Source organism: Staphylococcus sp. OJ82 (assembly GCF_000294465.1).
Classification (GTDB): Bacteria; Bacillota; Bacilli; order Staphylococcales; family Staphylococcaceae; genus Staphylococcus; species Staphylococcus equorum.
Genome location: NZ_ALPU01000010.1, coordinates 543,726 through 561,152 on the forward strand (window position 1 = coordinate 543,726; position 17,427 = coordinate 561,152).

At 32.8% G+C, this 17,427-nt stretch carries 14 protein-coding genes; 6 read left to right on the forward strand and 8 right to left on the reverse strand.

Annotated elements, in window-relative coordinates; all coding sequences use genetic code 11:
* The first annotated feature begins 111 nt into the window (after positions 1-111).
* Complete coding sequence (locus SOJ_RS10025; protein WP_002507978.1) at positions 112-1,032, forward strand: glycerophosphodiester phosphodiesterase; 921 nt, start codon at positions 112-114, stop codon at positions 1,030-1,032.
* 90 nt (positions 1,033-1,122) lie between these two features.
* Here the strand turns inward: SOJ_RS10025 and SOJ_RS10030 are convergent, their stop codons facing one another.
* Both SOJ_RS10030 and SOJ_RS10035 read right to left on the reverse strand, forming a co-directional pair.
* The gene (locus tag SOJ_RS10030; protein ID WP_002507979.1) at positions 1,123-1,557 is read right to left on the reverse strand and encodes a YlbF family regulator; all 435 of its coding nucleotides are present in this window, start codon (positions 1,555-1,557) and stop codon (positions 1,123-1,125) included.
* Positions 1,558-1,574: 17 nt separating this feature from the next.
* Positions 1,575-2,624 (reverse strand): CAP-associated domain-containing protein, encoded by a 1,050-nt coding sequence (locus tag SOJ_RS10035; protein ID WP_002507980.1) that lies wholly within the window; start codon positions 2,622-2,624, stop codon positions 1,575-1,577.
* Between the two features lie 187 nt (positions 2,625-2,811).
* Between SOJ_RS10035 and SOJ_RS10040 the strand changes: the two genes are divergently transcribed.
* On the forward strand, positions 2,812-5,070 hold the full coding sequence (locus tag SOJ_RS10040) for an ATP-binding cassette domain-containing protein (RefSeq protein ID WP_002507981.1): 2,259 nt from the start codon (positions 2,812-2,814) through the stop codon (positions 5,068-5,070).
* 142 nt (positions 5,071-5,212) lie between these two features.
* Here the strand turns inward: SOJ_RS10040 and SOJ_RS10045 are convergent, their stop codons facing one another.
* Positions 5,213-5,674: a DUF420 domain-containing protein gene (locus SOJ_RS10045; RefSeq protein WP_002507982.1), complete on the reverse strand. Its 462-nt coding sequence runs from the start codon at positions 5,672-5,674 to the stop codon at positions 5,213-5,215.
* A 24-nt stretch (positions 5,675-5,698) separates the two neighbouring features.
* On the reverse strand, positions 5,699-6,610 hold the full coding sequence (cyoE, locus tag SOJ_RS10050; protein ID WP_002507983.1) for a heme o synthase: 912 nt from the start codon (positions 6,608-6,610) through the stop codon (positions 5,699-5,701).
* 284 nt (positions 6,611-6,894) lie between these two features.
* Here cyoE and SOJ_RS10055 point away from each other — a divergent pair, with 284 nt between their 5' ends.
* On the forward strand, positions 6,895-7,803 hold the full coding sequence (locus tag SOJ_RS10055; protein WP_002507984.1) for a COX15/CtaA family protein: 909 nt from the start codon (positions 6,895-6,897) through the stop codon (positions 7,801-7,803).
* A 391-nt stretch (positions 7,804-8,194) separates the two neighbouring features.
* Here SOJ_RS10055 and SOJ_RS10060 read toward each other — a convergent pair whose 3' ends face one another.
* The 3 genes from SOJ_RS10060 to SOJ_RS10070 all read right to left on the reverse strand — a co-directional run bounded on the left by SOJ_RS10060 (position 8,195) and on the right by SOJ_RS10070 (position 13,934).
* Entirely contained in the window at positions 8,195-11,650 is a 3,456-nt protein-coding gene (locus SOJ_RS10060) for a pyruvate carboxylase (RefSeq protein ID WP_002507985.1), read from the reverse strand.
* Positions 11,651-12,053: 403 nt separating this feature from the next.
* Positions 12,054-13,289, reverse strand: a complete 1,236-nt coding sequence (ftsW, locus tag SOJ_RS10065; protein ID WP_002507986.1) for a cell division peptidoglycan polymerase FtsW — start codon at positions 13,287-13,289, stop codon at positions 12,054-12,056.
* A gap of 387 nt (positions 13,290-13,676) precedes the next feature.
* Complete coding sequence (locus SOJ_RS10070; RefSeq protein WP_031265880.1) at positions 13,677-13,934, reverse strand: YlaN family protein; 258 nt, start codon at positions 13,932-13,934, stop codon at positions 13,677-13,679.
* A gap of 338 nt (positions 13,935-14,272) precedes the next feature.
* On the opposite strand from SOJ_RS10070, the gene SOJ_RS10075 reads away from it, so the two are divergent.
* Complete coding sequence (locus SOJ_RS10075; RefSeq protein WP_002507988.1) at positions 14,273-14,755, forward strand: hypothetical protein; 483 nt, start codon at positions 14,273-14,275, stop codon at positions 14,753-14,755.
* Between the two features lie 2 nt (positions 14,756-14,757).
* Positions 14,758-14,931 carry a DUF2197 domain-containing protein gene (locus SOJ_RS14220; protein ID WP_002507989.1) on the forward strand — a complete coding sequence of 58 codons (174 nt, stop codon included), beginning with the start codon at positions 14,758-14,760 and terminating at the stop codon, positions 14,929-14,931.
* A 270-nt stretch (positions 14,932-15,201) separates the two neighbouring features.
* On the opposite strand, the gene typA is transcribed toward SOJ_RS14220, so the two are convergent.
* Positions 15,202-17,049 (reverse strand): translational GTPase TypA, encoded by a 1,848-nt coding sequence (gene typA / locus SOJ_RS10080; RefSeq protein ID WP_002507990.1) that lies wholly within the window; start codon positions 17,047-17,049, stop codon positions 15,202-15,204.
* Positions 17,050-17,147: 98 nt separating this feature from the next.
* Between typA and SOJ_RS10085 the strand changes: the two genes are divergently transcribed.
* The gene (locus tag SOJ_RS10085; protein ID WP_002507991.1) at positions 17,148-17,339 is read left to right on the forward strand and encodes a DUF5325 family protein; all 192 of its coding nucleotides are present in this window, start codon (positions 17,148-17,150) and stop codon (positions 17,337-17,339) included.
* The last annotated feature ends 88 nt before the right edge of the window (positions 17,340-17,427 follow it).

Consider the following 17,427-nt stretch of genomic DNA (forward strand, 5'->3'; position numbering starts at 1 on the left):
TAGCCTTTATATAATATCATGTCTTTTTATTTTTAGAAATAACAATTATTTTGATGTATCACAAACATTTGCTATATTACTTTATATACTCAAAACTGAGGAGGATTGCTCGTGACAAAAATCAATAAATTAATTAAGGGCGGATTTTTAAGTACACTTGGTTTAGTCGTTAGTGTATTTTTACTTACTAAATATAAAGCTAAACCGAATAATCAAAGTATACCATCTTTCTTTTCTAAACCTGCACCATATATATTTGCCCATCGTGGTGGCATGGCTGTAAGACCAGAGCAAACTAAACTTGCTTTTGATAATGCAGCAGCACATGGTATTGATGGATTTGAAACAGATGTGAGACTTACAAAAGATCGAAAACTCATCGTTTTCCATGATGTAGACGTGGATCGTACGACTAACGGGTCAGGTAAAGTATCCGAACATACTTTAGCAGAGATAAAACAGTTAGATTCAGGATATCATTTTGTAGATATAAACGGTCATAAACCTTATAGAGGTCACAAAGATGCTTATATTTTATCTTTTGATGAATTACTTAAATTATATCCAAATCAATTGATTAATGTTGATTTAAAAGATGACCCTGAAAGTGAACATGGCCATCTTGTACCAGAAATTATATTTGAGGATATTGTTGCTAATAATGCTCAAGATCGCGTATTAGTAACAAGTTTCCATAGTAAACAAATTGAACGTTTTAATATAATAAGTAATGGTACAGTAGCCATTGGCGCAGGTCAAAGTGAAGTTGCAGAAGGTTTCTTAAAGTTCTATTTAGGGCTAGGCAATAGCTTTCAACCACGTGCGCACACTTTCCAAATGCCTGTTTCATTCAAAGGTATTAAACTAACTTCACCAAGATTCATTCAATGGCTAAACACACGTGATATCATTCCAGGTTATTATGATGTGAATAATCTCGACTTAATGAATGATTTGATTTTTAATGGTGCGCATACCCTTGTTACTGATAGACCCGATTTAGCAGAACGCTTTAAACATACTTATCACTAGCAACGCATGCTTCACAATAAAGCTGGGAAACCTCAATGAGGCGTCCCAGCTTTTTTCAATATTTCTTATTGATAACCCTTAAAATTCAGCTTAAAGTGAACAGCTACATGATCCACCTGTAGCACAACCACTTGCATCTTTTTGGAAAAATGGATTGCCTGTTTCAATTTTCACATTTTCAGAAACAGCGTATGCAATTTTAACAATCACTTCATCTATTAAATCCTGTAGTAAAACTTCTTTTTGTTTAAAATCCATTACAACTGGCAACATTTCATACGCACGTTTACGTTTACGCGTGTCCAACATCACTGTTTGGTAATCAGGGTGGTATTTACCAAAACGCATAATTTCATCATATTTATCTTTTGATTTCAAAAATGCTTGGTATAGTAAGTGTGCCTCATCATTATCCGCTAATTGTTGTTCAGCCTCTTTATATTCTTTATATAATCTTGATTCAAGTATTTTATCACTAAGTGCTTCAATTTCATCAAGCACTGTTAATGTTTCTTCAGTAATCATCGTTACAAATCTCCTTTCTATTTATCTTCAACAAAAATAATTGTGTAGTAACCATTCGTTACTTCGCCACCCATTTCATTATATTTAGAGTTTAACATCCTAGATCTATGAATATCTGAGTTGAGCCAACTATGTATTAAAGTTGGAACTTCGTTAAAATCATAGCCCACATTTTGACTAGCAGATACAAATGGCACTTCTTGCTCATTTAACTGTTGTTTTAAAGCATCTTCAGTAAATTCAACACTATCAGTACCAATTGCTTCATACAAGTTAAATGAGGCAATATGCGTCAATTGATTATTAACCTTCAATGGCTCAGCATCCTTTAACTTTCTCATTTCATTTGTAATTTCATAAAGTGTAGTCAGCTGATTTGAGTTTTGCTCATAAGTAATATTACTATATTTACTTTTAACTTCTTTATCTTCTTTGGTAGATAACATTTGATACGGCTTAAATGCTGCCAAAGCTTCACTATCTAAATATCTAACCGCGACTACCTCATTAGATTGCTGATCTATGTAGACTTGAGCATAGATATCTTTGAATTTAATTAATGCTTGTGTTTTCATATCTGAATCAGATAATTCTAATTGATATTGCTTACCATTTACAGAAATCATTGGTTCTGGATTGATACTATATTTTTCAAAAACGTGTGACGCATCATCCTGTATCTTTATTGGATTTACATTAGCATCTTTACCTGTCGCATAAACAGACTTAACAATCCCTTTTTTAGTAGTAATCAAATAATATTTATCTTTTTGCTTAAATACATAATTTTTAAAATTATTTTTATATGGATAAACTCGATCAGCTTGACCATATTTATCAGTTAATTCATCTAAGCTTTGACCAACCCACGTACTTACGCCCTTTTCAGGTTTAGGGTTTTCAGCGTTTGTCTCAGTTTTTTGAGCATCCTTATTTTGAGTCGTTTTTGTTGAATCTTTATTAGGATTTTCGAGTACGTCAAACTTTAAACGCGGTGAGTAAAATAGATAAATTAAAAAACAAATTAATAATAATACACCAATAATTTTAATTATTAGTTTTTTCATCGCTCACCCACCTATATATTACTTTCATTTATTGTACATGTTTCATTATGTCACAAGCAAGGTATGACGTTGTAAATTCTTTGTTAAGATTAGCACAGATCATTTAAAATACACATTTTTACGATTCAGCGATACAAGTGATACATCACCTTTTTTTGGGTATAGTGATAATTGAGAGGTGAAAGTCATGACAACAATTCGTATTCACGGTGCAAAACAAAATAATTTGAAAGATGTTTCTGTCGATATACCCAAGCATCAAATAACGGTTTTTACTGGTCGCTCAGGTTCAGGAAAATCTTCATTAGTATTTAATACCATTGCTGCCGAGTCAGAACGTCTTTTAAATGAAACATATTCTACATATATACAACATCAATTAACTCAATATTCAAAACCAAAAGTAGATTTGATTGAACACCTACCAGTTGCTATGATTATCAACCAAAAACGATTGGGTGGTAATTCGCGCTCTACAGTAGGTACAATATCTGATATATATGCTTCAGTGAGATTATTATGGTCTCGAATCGGAGAACCTTTTGTGGGTTACTCTGACATATTCTCATTTAACAATCCTAAAGGGATGTGCGATACATGCTCAGGTCTAGGCTATGTGGAAGATATAGACTTAAATGAGCTGTTAGATTTCAATAAATCATTAAATGAAGATGCGATACGATTCCCCTCTTTTAGACCGGATAGTTGGAGAGGAAAGCGTTATTTGTATACAGGGTTATTTGATAATGATAAAAAATTAAAAGATTATACACAAGAAGAACTTAATACATTGCTATATACAAAGCCTACTAAACTGAAAAACCCACCTGATAATTGGCCTAAAACAGCCAAATTCGAAGGTTTAATTCATCGGTTTAGACGTTCTTTTTTACTCAATGATAATTTTGAAAAAAATAAATTTAGAGATGCCATAGATCGTGTCGTAACTTCAAAAGAATGTCCGAAATGTCATGGAAAAAGATTACATCCAGATATTTTAAAATGTAAAATTAATGGTTTTGACATCTCAGATTTCACTCAATTATCCATAGATGATGCATTAGATTTCATTAAAAACATTCACTCAGATAAAGCCCGCGTCATCATTGAACCGCTACAGCAACAATTACAATCTTTAAGTTATATCGGGCTTAATTACTTAACTTTATCTAGAGAAACTACCACGCTTTCTGGTGGTGAATCACAACGTATTAAATTAATAAGACACCTTAATAGCCCTCTAAGCGATCTAGTTTACATTATAGATGAGCCTAGTGTTGGTTTGCATCCTGATGATATACAACGTATAAATGAAATCATACAATCTTTAAAAGACAAAGGAAATACTGTGTTGGTCGTTGAACATGACCCTGATGTTATACGTATTGCTGATCACGTTGTAGATTTAGGTCCACTTGCTGGAAAAAACGGTGGAGAAATTACATTTACTGGGTCTTACAATGCTTTATTAAAATCAACTACGAGTACAGGCGTTGCTTTACGAAGAATGCATAATCTTAAATCACAACCTAGAGAAATCCAAGATTATATTAAACTTTCTAATATTTCTCGTAATAATTTAAAAAATGTTTCAACTAAAATACCTAAACAAGCTATGACTGTAGTGACTGGTGTCGCAGGTTCCGGCAAAAGTTCATTAATTCATGAAGGATTAGGTCAGTTACAAGACACTATTTTTATTGATCAAAAACCTGTACATGCATCAAGTCGTTCTAACTTACTCACTTATATAAATATATTTGATGAAGTACGAAGCTATTTCAGTGAAGAAACTGGATTAAAAAAATCTATGTTTAGTTATAATTCAGAAGGCGCCTGTCCAGAGTGTCATGGTAAAGGAATTTTAAAAACTGAGCTTGCATTTATGCCAGATTTTACTCAAACATGTGATGTTTGTGACGGCTTAAGATATAAACCAGAAGTTCTTGATGCAAAAATAGCTGGTTATTCAATCGCAGATATTCTTGCGCTAACTGTAGATGAAGCAATCGAATTCTTCCATTCAAAACATAATATTTCAACACCTTTAAATGCTTTAAAATCCACGGGACTTAATTATATGACATTAGGTCAAACATTAAATACATTATCAGGCGGCGAAATTCAACGTGTGAAACTAAGTAAATATTTAACACGTACTGTAAATCACCAAACTTTTGTCTTCGATGAACCTACAACAGGATTGCATGAAGATGACATACCTATCTTATTAGACTGTTTTAATCAACTCATTGATGACAACAACACAGTAGTAGTAATAGAACATAACTTAACCATGATGACTCATGCAGACTGGATCATTGATATAGGCCCTTATGCTGGTGGACAAGGTGGTCAATTGCTATATGAAGGAAAACCAAAAGGGTTATTAGACATTAAAGCTTCTGTAACTGCCAAACATTTACTAAGATATTTAGGTAACTAGATTGAACCTTCGGTATTGTTGTTTATTAACGATATCGCTGTAATTAAAAAATGGTAAGCAATCAAAATTTGATTGCTTACCATTTTTATTATATGCCGATAATCTTTCCGTAAAATGACTAACAGTAAGTCAAAAATATTAGTTACAATCCAAATGTTGCTTTAATTAGCGATGTAGTCTCTCCGCCAGGATAAATTACATAGAGTAAAGCATAAACTGCTACACCAGTAATTGCAGTAAAGAACCATATAATCGATGCAATCGGGCCGACAAATCTATGCACTTTAAATTTCTCTTTAAAGGCCGTGATGATTTGTGATACACCTAAAATTGCACCAATTGTTGCTAAATTGATATGGAATACTAAGAATATTGTGTAATAAATTTTCACTGAATCTGGACCGCCGAAAGCAGTATTACCAACGAAAATCGTTCTTGAAGCATAAATGATAAAGAATGCGAGTGCAAAAAACGCTGCGCTTAGCATTACTTTTTTATGACTTTCAATTTCTCTCTTCCAAATTTTGCGCCAACCTATTGCAACTAAGATCGCACTAATAATAATAAAACTTGTACTTAAAGTAGGTAAAATTGGTAAATTCATATAATACATCCTCATTATTAATTATTAGAACATTTGAATTAATGACACGACGACAACGAGCACAAAGAATACTACTAAATAATTCAATGAATAAATAAACATTTTTGTTGCCCATTTCGTTTCATCTAAATCTTTCTTAAAGCTTGTTAACCACATGTACACCCAACCTAAATTCAACAATGTTGCGATTACAATAAACGTTGTGCCTAAAGTGCTAAGTAAAAATGGTAGTGGTAATAAGAAAACAAGCCATATTAACATGCTTACTCTCGTACGACTAAACCCTTTAACGGATGGTAGCATTGGAATATTTGCTAATGAATATTCATCTTTACGCTTAATTGCTAACGCATAAAAATGAACCGGTTGCCAACAGAATACTACTAAGAATAGTGCTACTGCTACCAAACTGATGTTTCCTTCTATTGCAGTCCAACCAATTAATGGTGGCACTGCACCTGGAAAACTACCAATTACTGTATTCCAAACCGTATGACGTTTAGACCAAATAGAATAAAACGAAACATACCCAACGATTCCTATCAAGCCAATTACTCCCGAAGGTATGTTTAACGCAAATAGAAATGCCTCCCCTATAAGCATCATTCCAAAACTGAGAATCAATAGATTTCTGTCTGAGATTCTCTCATTAACTGTTGGTCTCTGTTGTTTACTTGGCATGATACTGTCAATATCTTGATCATAGTAATTATTTAAAGCACATGCGCCCCCCATAATTAACGTAGAGCCCACCAACATCATTAAGATTTGTGGTATTGACGAGAGGAAGGAATGATTCGCCAACACAATTGCAAGCCATGAACCAGCAAATGCAGGCAGTAAGTTTCCTTGTACAAGTCCTGTTTTGATGATTTGCTGTAACTCTTTAAAAGTTACACGACTAGAATTATGTGACAAAGTTTGTTCTTTGTTCATAATTTCCCTCCTATTTTTTTCATATAATACAATGATATATTAAATTTGTGTTATTGACTACATTTATGTAAAGTTATTTGTGACACTTTAGCGACTTTCACAAATAGTCATTTTTGTGACACAATTTAATCTATATTTCTTGTTATAATGTTAGTTAAGATTTATTTAAATTTTATAAGTATGTTTTTTCGAGATTAATAATTACAATAATTACAACAAATAATGGTACAACTGAATGTAATTTAATGTCTCAAGAATTTTACATATAAGTGGGGGGTTAATTCTTGTTTAGCAAAAAAAACCTAAAATGGTTATCTGTTTTAGCAACACTCATTATGGCTTTTGTTCAATTGGGTGGTGCCTTAGTTACCAAGACTGGTTCAGCAGATGGATGTGGCTCTGACTGGCCATTATGTCATGGTGCATTTTTACCTCAAAATTTACCAATTCAAACGTTGATTGAATTAAGTCACCGTGCAGTTTCAGGCATATCCATGCTTGTTGTCTTATGGTTAGCGATAGTTGCTTGGAAACATATTGGTTATATTAAAGAAGTAAAACCTTTAAGTATTATAAGTGTTGGATTCTTAGTCATCCAAGCGCTTGTTGGTGCAGCAGCAGTAATGTGGCAACAAAATTCTTATACGTTAGCTTTACACTTTGGTATTTCATTGATTTCATTCTCATCAGTGTTTGTCTTAACTTTAATTATTTTTGAAATTGATCGAAAATATGAAGCTGATGAACTATTTATCAGAAAACCATTAAGAATTTATACATGGATTATGGCAATTGTAGTATATTTAACTATATACACGGGAGCACTAGTAAGACACAAAGAAGCCAGCTTAGCATATGGTAAATGGCCACTGCCATTTGACGATATCATACCGCATAATGTACAAGACTGGGTAAACTTTACCCATAGAGGTATGGCTTTAATTGCTTTCATTTGGATATTATTAACATTTATTCATGCAGTAAAAAATTATAGCCATAATCGTACAATACGTTTTGGTTATACATCTGCCTTTGTCTTAGTAGTTTTACAAGTTATTACAGGTGCTTTATCTATGATGACAAATGTTAATCTATTCATTGCTTTGTTACATGCGCTATTTATTACTATATTGTTTGGCTTAATAGCTTACTTTATAGTACTAATGCTTCGAACAATTCGAAGTGGCGGATAAATTAGAATTTATTGGTTCATAAACAATATAAGTACGTAGATAAACCAAATGCTAAAAAAGCATTTGGTTTTTTTATTGATAATATTCATTAAAGCTATTTTCATTAAGTGGGTTATATATTCATAGTTATTTGCGTTGCATTTTTAATAATTCAACTAATTAATTATTAAAAATGACAATGCTTTGAGCGGACTCCTGAGTTGTTGAGGAAGCACTAGTTGAAGACTACAGACTGAGAGTGTCCCGCGGAAAGTGTACAACACATAAAAAAATTCAGAGACTTTGTTGACTCTTAGAACTACCCTTTTCTATTAAAGTTTTTGACATATAAAACAGCCGTCAAATTCCCATTTAAGAAATCTGACGGCTGTTTGATTGTAGAATAAAAAATTTAATCTACTGGCTCTTTCTCAATTTCAATTAATAAGTCACCTGTTTGGATTGCTTCTCCACTTTGAACTGTAACCTTCTTAACCACACCATCAAATGGTGATTGGATTGTAGTTTCCATTTTCATTGCTTCTGTAATTAATAAAGCTTGACCACTCGTAACAGATTCACCTTCTGAAATTTTGACTTCAGTAACTGAACCTGGCATTTGAGCGCCGATATGATTTGGATTTAATTTATCTGCTTTAGGTTTCACACTTTCACTTGCCTTGACGTTTTCATCTTGAATGAAGATACGACGTGCTTGACCATTCATATCATAGAAAATTGTGCGAATACCTTTTTCATCAGGTTCTGTAATTGTCTTAAGTGTAATAATGAGTCTCTTACCTGTATCAATTTCGATTTCTACAGTCTCGTTAGATCTCATACCGAAGAAGAATGTTGGCGTATCTAATAATGACACATTACCGAATTGTTCTCGCGTTGAGATAAACTGTTCATAAACTTTAGGATATAACACATAACTGATTATATCTTGTTCTGTAACTTCTCTTTCTTGTTTCTCTTCTAATTCTTTTCTTACAGCTTCAAAATCTACAGGTTCTAAATATTCACCTGGTCTATCTGTTAAAGCTGTTTGACCTTTTAGGATGACTTTTTGCAATTGTTTATTAAATCCACTTACTGGTTGGCCAATTTCCCCTTTAAAGAATGATACAACAGATTCCGGGAAGTCTAATTTATAGCCATCATCAATGATAGTTTGCTCATCTAAATCATTTTGCACCATGTATAAAGCCATATCACCTACCACTTTAGAAGAAGGTGTTACTTTTACAATATCGCCAAATAAGAAATTAACACGTTTGTACATTTCTTTTACTTCATTAAATCTATTGCCTAGACCTAAACTTTTAGCTTGTTGACTTAGGTTTGAATATTGTCCCCCTGGCATTTCGTGTTGGTAAATTTCAGTATTAGGTGATTTAATATCACTTTCAAAATCACTGTAATACTGACGCACTGTACCCCAATAATGAGATAGTTCTTCCATACCATCAATATCCGCACGTACATTTCTACCAAAACCGTTTAATGCATAGTATAACGAATTAGAACTTGGTTGACTTGTTAGGCCACTCATTGACGCTACAGCAGTATCAATGACATCTACACCAGCATCTATCGCTTGTTTGTATACAAGTATGCCATTACCACTTGTATCATGCGTATGCAGATGGATAGGTAAATCTACTGCAGCTTTTAATTCTCCAATTAACTCGTTCGCAGCTTTAGGTTTCAATAAGCCCGCCATATCTTTAATAGCTAAAATATGGAAGCCTTCTCTTTCAAGTTCTTTCGCCATATTCACATAATATTCTATTGTATACAGGTCAGAACGATTCGGATTCAAAATATCGCCTGTATAACAAATTGCGCCTTCTGAAATTTTACCTGCTTCTTGTACTGCTTCGTTTGCTACTTTCATTTGATCTACCCAGTTTAATGAATCAAATATACGGAATACATCAATTCCAGCATCTGCACTCTCTTTGACAAACTTTTTAATTACGTTGTCAGGGTAATTTTTATAACCGACTGCATTAGAAGCACGTAGTAACATTTGGAATAGTACATTTGGAACAGCTTTTCTTAATCTTTCTAATCTTTCCCACGGGTTTTCTTTTAAGAAGTTAAATGCGACATCAAATGTTGCACCACCCCACATTTCTAATGAAAAACTATCTTTCATTACATCTGCAGTTTTAGAAGCGATGTTCATCATATCTTTCGTACGTACACGAGTAGCAAGTAATGATTGATGTGCGTCTCTAAATGTTGTGTCTGTTATTAATACATCTTCTTGTTGTTTTAACCAATCTGCAACTGCTTTAGGGCCTTGTGCGTCTAAAAGTTGCTTAGTACCTTCTAATTGTTCAACCTCTTTTTTAGCAATCTTTGGAATTGGAGATGCTTCATAAATCGGTTTTGGTCGTTTTTCAACATTCGGGAAACCGTTAATTGAAACATTACCTATATATTCTAGTGTTTTCGTACCACGATCAAGTGTTGGTGCTATATCAAAAAGCTCTGGCGTTTTCTCGATGAATTTTGTTGTATAATCGCCGGTTTTAAATTGTTCATGTCTCATCACATTAATCAAGAATGGCACATTGGTTTTAACACCACGTATTCTCATTTCTTGTAACGAACGATCCATTTTTTCATTTGCTTGTTTAAATGACATCGCATGAGTAGATAGTTTCACAAGTAATGAATCATAATAAGGTGAAATTTCTGCACCTTGGAAACCATCACCAGCGTCTAATCTAACACCAAAGCCACCACTTGAACGATAAGCTATGATTCTACCCGAATCAGGCATGAAATCATTTGTAGGATCTTCAGTAGTAATACGACATTGTATAGCGTACCCTAACGTTCGAATATCTTCTTGTTTTGGCATGTTTATTTCATCATCAAATAATACTTCACCGTCTGCTACAAGTATTTGTGTTTTTACAATATCCACGCCTGTTATCATTTCAGTAATTGTATGTTCAACTTGTACACGTGGGTTCACTTCTATGAAATAGAAATCATCTCCTGATACTAAAAATTCTACAGTACCAGCGTTAACGTATTTTATATTTTCCATGAGTTGGATTGCAGCATCAGAAATACGTTCTCTTATATCATCAGACAAAGCAACAGAAGGTGCTACTTCTACTACCTTTTGATGACGTCGTTGCACTGAGCAATCACGTTCATATAAGTGAACGATATTCCCATGTTCATCACCGATAATTTGAACTTCTATATGTTTTGGATTATCGATATATTTTTCAATATATACTTCACTATTACCAAATGATTTTTCAGCTTCAGACTTAGCACGGTGGAATGCGTCCTCTAATTCATCTTCTGCATAGACGATACGCATGCCTTTACCACCGCCACCGCTTGTAGCTTTAATCATAAGTGGATAGCCCGCTTCATTTGCAAAAGCTATAGCATCTTCTTGATTATCAATTGGTCCATCAGTACCTGGGATAACTCTTAAATCTGCTTTAATTGCTGTTGATCTTGCTTTAACTTTGTCCCCAAACATATCTAAATGCTCTACACGTGGTCCAATAAATTTGATGCCTTCTTCCTGACATCTGCGTGCAAATGTTTCATTTTCACTTAAAAAACCATAACCAGGATGAATTGCATCTACATCGGCACGTTTCGCCACTTCTAAAATGCGTTCAATATCTAAATATGATTCTGCAGGACCTAAATCTTCGCCTACTAAGTATGATTCATCCGCTTTATATCTATGTAAAGACCCTTTATCTTCATTTGAATAAATCGCAACTGTTTGTACATTTAACTCAGTTGCTGCTCTAAAAATCCTTATTGCTATTTCTCCACGATTGGCTACCATAAGTTTATTTATTTTTTTCACAACATGGTCCCCCTTAAAATTTGAATTTTCTAAAAAGTTTGATATAGAAACCATTATAGCAAAATGCGAACAATGTATACAAATAAAAGTTTGTTCGTTTATTCTAGAAACACTTCTTAAACTGTTGAATTATGATCACTGAATGATAAAATTTTATCTGTATGTGATAGTCTCTAAACACTGTAGTATACTCGCATTTCTATGGAATTATATCATAGCTTAAGTATAATAAAAAATTATTAAAATCGATAACTTTTTATTATCATTAACTTTAAAAACACTAAGTTTTTCAAAATTAAGATGTCTGATTATAAAAATAAGCAAACGTTTTCAACATTTTACTGTTGTAACGTTTGCTTTTACAAATTACATATTTATATCATAACTACCATAATTAAGTAACTTATGATCTTCTAGAAATTCCTACATTATCGTTAATTTTATTTGCTTTTTTCTTTCTTAATTCTTCGATTTTAATTTGTTTCGCTGTAATTAGCAATAGACCCATGGCGATACTTAAACTTATCATTGAAGAACCACCAAAGCTTATGAATGGTAATGGTACACCTGTTAATGGTATTGTACCTGAAATGCCGCCTAAGTTAACAAACGTTTGACTGCCGATATAGCTTGCAATACCTACACAGACCAACTTGTAAAAGTAAGAATTGGTTTTATTTGCAAGTTCAAATGCTCTGTAAACTATAAAGAATAATAAGCCTATAACCACGACGCAGCCTATCAAGCCTAACTCTTCAGCAATAATTGAAAATATAAAATCAGTATGTGGCTCTGGTAAGTATCCTAATTTCATAATACTATTACCTAACCCTCGTCCAAACAATCCGCCATTTCCGATTGCAATCAAGGAGTTAGAAATATGATACCCAGTACCTTCTTCATTACTAAATGGATTAGTTAATGTACTAAAACGCGCAGTCAAGTAATCTGGAACTAATCCTAACAGCAGGAACAACCCACCTATAATAACTACACCGAATAAAATCATCAAACCATATTTAAGTGATTTTTGAACACCAATGCCTGCATAAAATATGATTGAAAAGAAGATTATTAAAATTAATAGTGTTTGGCCTACATCTCTTTGTAAAAGCACAAGTGCTATACAAAATGAAGCCAAAATAATTGGTGATGTTAATAGTTTAGGATTTTTAAAAACTTTTGGTCGTTTCTTTTCTATCATATAAGGTATATATACAATTATTGCAATTTTCAATAGTTCCGAAGCTTGTAGATTCATAAACCCTAAATTGAGCCAACTTTTCGAACCATTAATATTACTTCCTACAAGTAAAGTTGCTACAAGTAAAGCAACCATTATCATCATCATCCATTTCTGAAATCTGATGGATTCAAGGAATTTGACATTCATAAAGAAGGCCATGAAAAAGACAAGAATTAAACTCATGATTACATACATTAATTGTCTTGTATAAAAGTAAGTCCCAGTCACTGGAACGCCACCTGTCAATGAACCTTTTGTAGCTGCAACCATACTTGCACTATATACCATTACTAAGCCTATAAGACATAATAAAATATATGTAATTACTAACGGATAATCAATATATTTGGCATTTCTACCAATATATCGAAAAAATTGTTTTATGTTATTCATTTGACATATCATCCAATTCTAATTATTAATATCATTTATCATTACTAGCTCAAATTCGTAACATTAAAACGATATTTATTGTTGTAAATCGTCTTAAGATATTGGGTCTGTTTCATAAAAAATAAATTACACTTTTAACATTATATCAAACATCACTATGATATTTCGAACAAATATAACACTAAATACCATTATTTTAACCATTAATTTCATCATTTGTCTATTTTGAGCAAAAGAAAATGGCTGCGATGCAATCAACAATATATTGATGTCCCAGCCACTCTGAAATATGTTATGTAGTTTTGAAGATACTACTTATTCAAGTTGTGTGTATTTTCAAAGCTGGTTAAAATCTTTCCAGCCAAAAAATCTATTTATTTAACCATATTAAACATTAGTAAATGCGTCATGCAATTTAGAAAGTTCTTTTTCTAATCGTAGCATTAAATCTTTGCCCACTTCTATATCGACTAAACCAAGTTGAACAGCAAAATCTACTTCTTTTTGCAATCCAAACATTTGTGTATCGAGTACTTCTTCATATAACGGGCATTGAGGTAACGTCAGATTATCCATTTGTACTTTTATAAGTTGGAGAATCCTATCAGCATCTTTATTCAACTGGTCATATGCCGCATTGTTCATTTTTTGATTTTTTACCAAGACATACTCCCCCTATCAATTGTAACTTTATATGTAGAAGTGTATCTTACTGATTCATAAAAAGCAAGTGAATTCCTTAATATACTAAACCGTGTTATTTGTGATAATATTGATATTAAAGAAATCTTTATCTCAAATATATTTTTTACAGAATCGTCAGACTACTGACATCCGTTGTGAAAACGTTTTATTTCAACACAGTTTTTAATGTACAATGAGTATAGAAGTGTTCACTAACAAGTGAGAAACATTCACAAAAAGTTCATTTTTACATATTTTTGTTATAAAGATAGATAAGATATACAAATAGGAGTGGGACTATGATTCAAATTAAGGGCGCAGTTAAATTTCCAATATCATTAGATAGTACAACTTGGATTTTTGATGATAGAAAAGTACAAATTGAAGATTTAGAAAAAGGTGTATTCGACGGTACAAAACCAATCAATTTTGACGATAACCGTGAATGGAATCGTGCAATTTTGGAAGGTCAAACTAATCCGCCAACATTAAATTCTGAAATTAAATATAAAAGACGTGCAGTATTGGAACAATCATTTGTTATCAATATGACACCTTTTTTCAAGAATGCTGAACCATATGATTCTGCAAAGATCATCCGTTTATATAATGAGAATGATGCCATTGAGGTTCCGATTGATTTATTACCTTACCTCTTTTTCCAATTCGCTAAAGATGGTAAAAGATTATATGATGACTATAGTGTAGATAGCTTTGTTTACATTCCAAATGAAGGTTATTCTTACCAATTTGCATACGTTACTCATATTGAGGTGATCTAAGTATGAAAAAAGTTCAATGTATTATTTGTGATACAGAAGTATTTATCGATCAAAATACATTAGAAGCGAAAAGACTTAGAAATGATCCGATGCACACATTTATGTGTGATGAGTGTAAAAGTAGACTTGATACACCTAAACAGCGCAATCAAGTAACAACTTACAATCATCTCTAACACAAAATTTTATTACACAATAATTTAATAAACAAACTTTATAATTATAATAGCTAATTGTTCAATAATTACGAGCCGTAACTAAAATGCAGTTCAAATTGTTAAATGCTTAGCTATTTTTATATGTTATAAATCATCAAGTACATATAATGTTAATAGCAATATACTTTTAATTTTATTAACCACATTATTTTAAATGACAATTTTAAAAGAAAAGAACCAAACTAGATAATATTAACTAGTTTGGTTCTCATATCAAATCTTTTTTAATTAATCATCTTCTTGCATCAATTGTTTGATACGTTTAGATTCTTTTTCACGTGCTGATTTTTCTAGCACTGTTTTTCTAATACGAATATTTTCTGGTGTAACTTCTACAAGTTCATCGTCATTGATAAATTGTAATGCTTCTTCTAATGTTAAAATTCTTGGGCGTTTCATACTTACAGTTTGGTCTTTATTAGCAGAACGTACGTTTGTTTGGTTCTTTTCTTTCGTAACATTAACTGTTAAGTCATTATCACGGTTATGTTCACCAACAACCATACCTTCATATACTTCAGTACCAGGTTCCATGAAGTTTGTACCACGGTCTTCTAAGCCCATAATTGCATAAGCACTAGCTTTACCTTGATCAAGAGATACAAGTGCACCATTTCTTCTGCCACCGATACGACCTTTAACACGTGGTCTAAATTCGTCAAATGTATGGTTAATGATACCGTAACCACGAGTTTGAGACATAAATTCTGTAGTATAACCAATTAAACCACGAGCAGGAACCATAAAGATAATACGAGTTAAGCCATTATCTGTTGTAACCATATCAAGCATTTCACCTTTACGTTGGCCTAATGACTCGATTACAGGACCTGTATATTCTTGTGGTACTTCACATTGTACACGTTCAAACGGTTCACATTTCACACCATCAATCTCTTTTAAAATAACTTGAGGTTTAGACACTTGTAATTCAAAGCCTTCACGTCTCATGTTTTCTATTAAGATTGATAAATGTAATTCTCCACGACCTGCAACAATCCATTTATCTGGTGACTCAGTTGGTGTAACTTTTAATGAAACGTCTGTTTCTAATTGTTGATCAAGACGTTCTTGAATTTGACGAGATGTTACATAATCGCCTTCACGACCTGCAAATGGTGAATTGTTAACTCTAAATGTCATTTCAAGTGTTGGTTCATCAATTCTTAATACAGGTAACGCATCTTGGTGATCACTTGGCGTTACTGTTTCACCAACGTTAATATCTTCCATGCCCGATACGGCAATTAAATCACCAGCATATGCTTCGTTAACTTCTTCACGTTTTAATCCGAAGAAACCAAAGATTTTTGTTACACGGAAGTTTTTAACAGTACCATCTAATTTAATTAAAGATACACTGTCTCCTACACGCATTGTTCCTCGGAACACACGTCCTACACCAATACGTCCTAAATAGTCACTATAGTCTAATAGTGCAATTTGGAATTGTAGCGGCTCTTCTCTATTATCAACTGGTGCTGGTACATAATCGATAATTGTTTCGTATAAAGATTGCATATTTTCATCTTGTTTTTCTGCATCTAAACTTGCAGTACCATTTACAGCTGATGCGTAAACGACTGGGAAATCTAATTGTTCATCAGAAGCTTCTAACTCGATAAATAGGTCTAATACTTCATCTACTACACCTTCAGCACGTGCTTCTGGTTTATCAATTTTATTTACAACTACAACTGGTTTTAAGTTTTGCTCTAATGCTTTTTTCAATACGAAACGTGTTTGTGGCATCGTTCCTTCATAAGCATCTACTACAAGTACAACACCATCAACCATTTTCATGATACGCTCAACTTCGCCACCGAAGTCAGCATGTCCTGGTGTATCTAAAATATTAATTCGATTGTCTTTATAGTTAACTGCTGTATTTTTAGCAAGGATTGTGATACCACGTTCTCTCTCAATATCATTAGAATCCATTGCTCTTTCGTCTACTTGTTCATTTTCACGGAATATTCCTGATTGTTTTAATAACTCATCTACTAGTGTTGTTTTACCATGGTCAACGTGAGCGATGATAGCTATATTACGAACGTCTTCTCTTCTATTAGTCATTTATACAAATTCCTTTCTCGAGTAAATTCCCACTTTTCTTTGCAACTTTTTTATTATATCATATAATTGGTTAAAGAAAACTATAAAGGTGTGGTAGTATGCAACAAAAAAAATCGAAAGCAATATTCTGGGTACTTGCTGTAGTAGCTGTAGTATTCTTGCTTTTATTTAGCTTTAGTTTAGCTGCAACAAATGTTCCATTGATGATTTTAACACTTATATTATTCATTGCAACATTTGGTTACGGTTTCACTTTAAAAAAGAAATATCGCGAAAACGATTGGCTATAATCGAGTCAAATTTTATATACAATCTATAAAAGCGTCTCAATTCTAAAAAATAGGATTGAGGCGCTTTTCATAGGCTGTTTTTTCTTCT

What these genes read in the sequence shown, in the direction of transcription:
- SOJ_RS10030 (WP_002507979.1), bottom strand. Translation starts at nt 1,557, where the DNA reads ATGATTACTGAAGAAACATTAACAGTGCTTGATGAAATTGAAGCACTT.
- SOJ_RS10035 (WP_002507980.1), bottom strand. Translation starts at nt 2,624, where the DNA reads ATGAAAAAACTAATAATTAAAATTATTGGTGTATTATTATTAATTTGT.
- SOJ_RS10040 (WP_002507981.1), top strand. Translation starts at nt 2,812, where the DNA reads ATGACAACAATTCGTATTCACGGTGCAAAACAAAATAATTTGAAAGAT.
- SOJ_RS10045 (WP_002507982.1), bottom strand. Translation starts at nt 5,674, where the DNA reads ATGAATTTACCAATTTTACCTACTTTAAGTACAAGTTTTATTATTATT.
- cyoE (WP_002507983.1), bottom strand. Translation starts at nt 6,610, where the DNA reads ATGAACAAAGAACAAACTTTGTCACATAATTCTAGTCGTGTAACTTTT.
- ftsW (WP_002507986.1), bottom strand. Translation starts at nt 13,289, where the DNA reads ATGAATAACATAAAACAATTTTTTCGATATATTGGTAGAAATGCCAAA.
- SOJ_RS10070 (WP_031265880.1), bottom strand. Translation starts at nt 13,934, where the DNA reads ATGAACAATGCGGCATATGACCAGTTGAATAAAGATGCTGATAGGATT.
- SOJ_RS10075 (WP_002507988.1), top strand. Translation starts at nt 14,273, where the DNA reads ATGATTCAAATTAAGGGCGCAGTTAAATTTCCAATATCATTAGATAGT.
- SOJ_RS14220 (WP_002507989.1), top strand. Translation starts at nt 14,758, where the DNA reads ATGAAAAAAGTTCAATGTATTATTTGTGATACAGAAGTATTTATCGAT.
- typA (WP_002507990.1), bottom strand. Translation starts at nt 17,049, where the DNA reads ATGACTAATAGAAGAGAAGACGTTCGTAATATAGCTATCATCGCTCAC.
- SOJ_RS10085 (WP_002507991.1), top strand. Translation starts at nt 17,148, where the DNA reads ATGCAACAAAAAAAATCGAAAGCAATATTCTGGGTACTTGCTGTAGTA.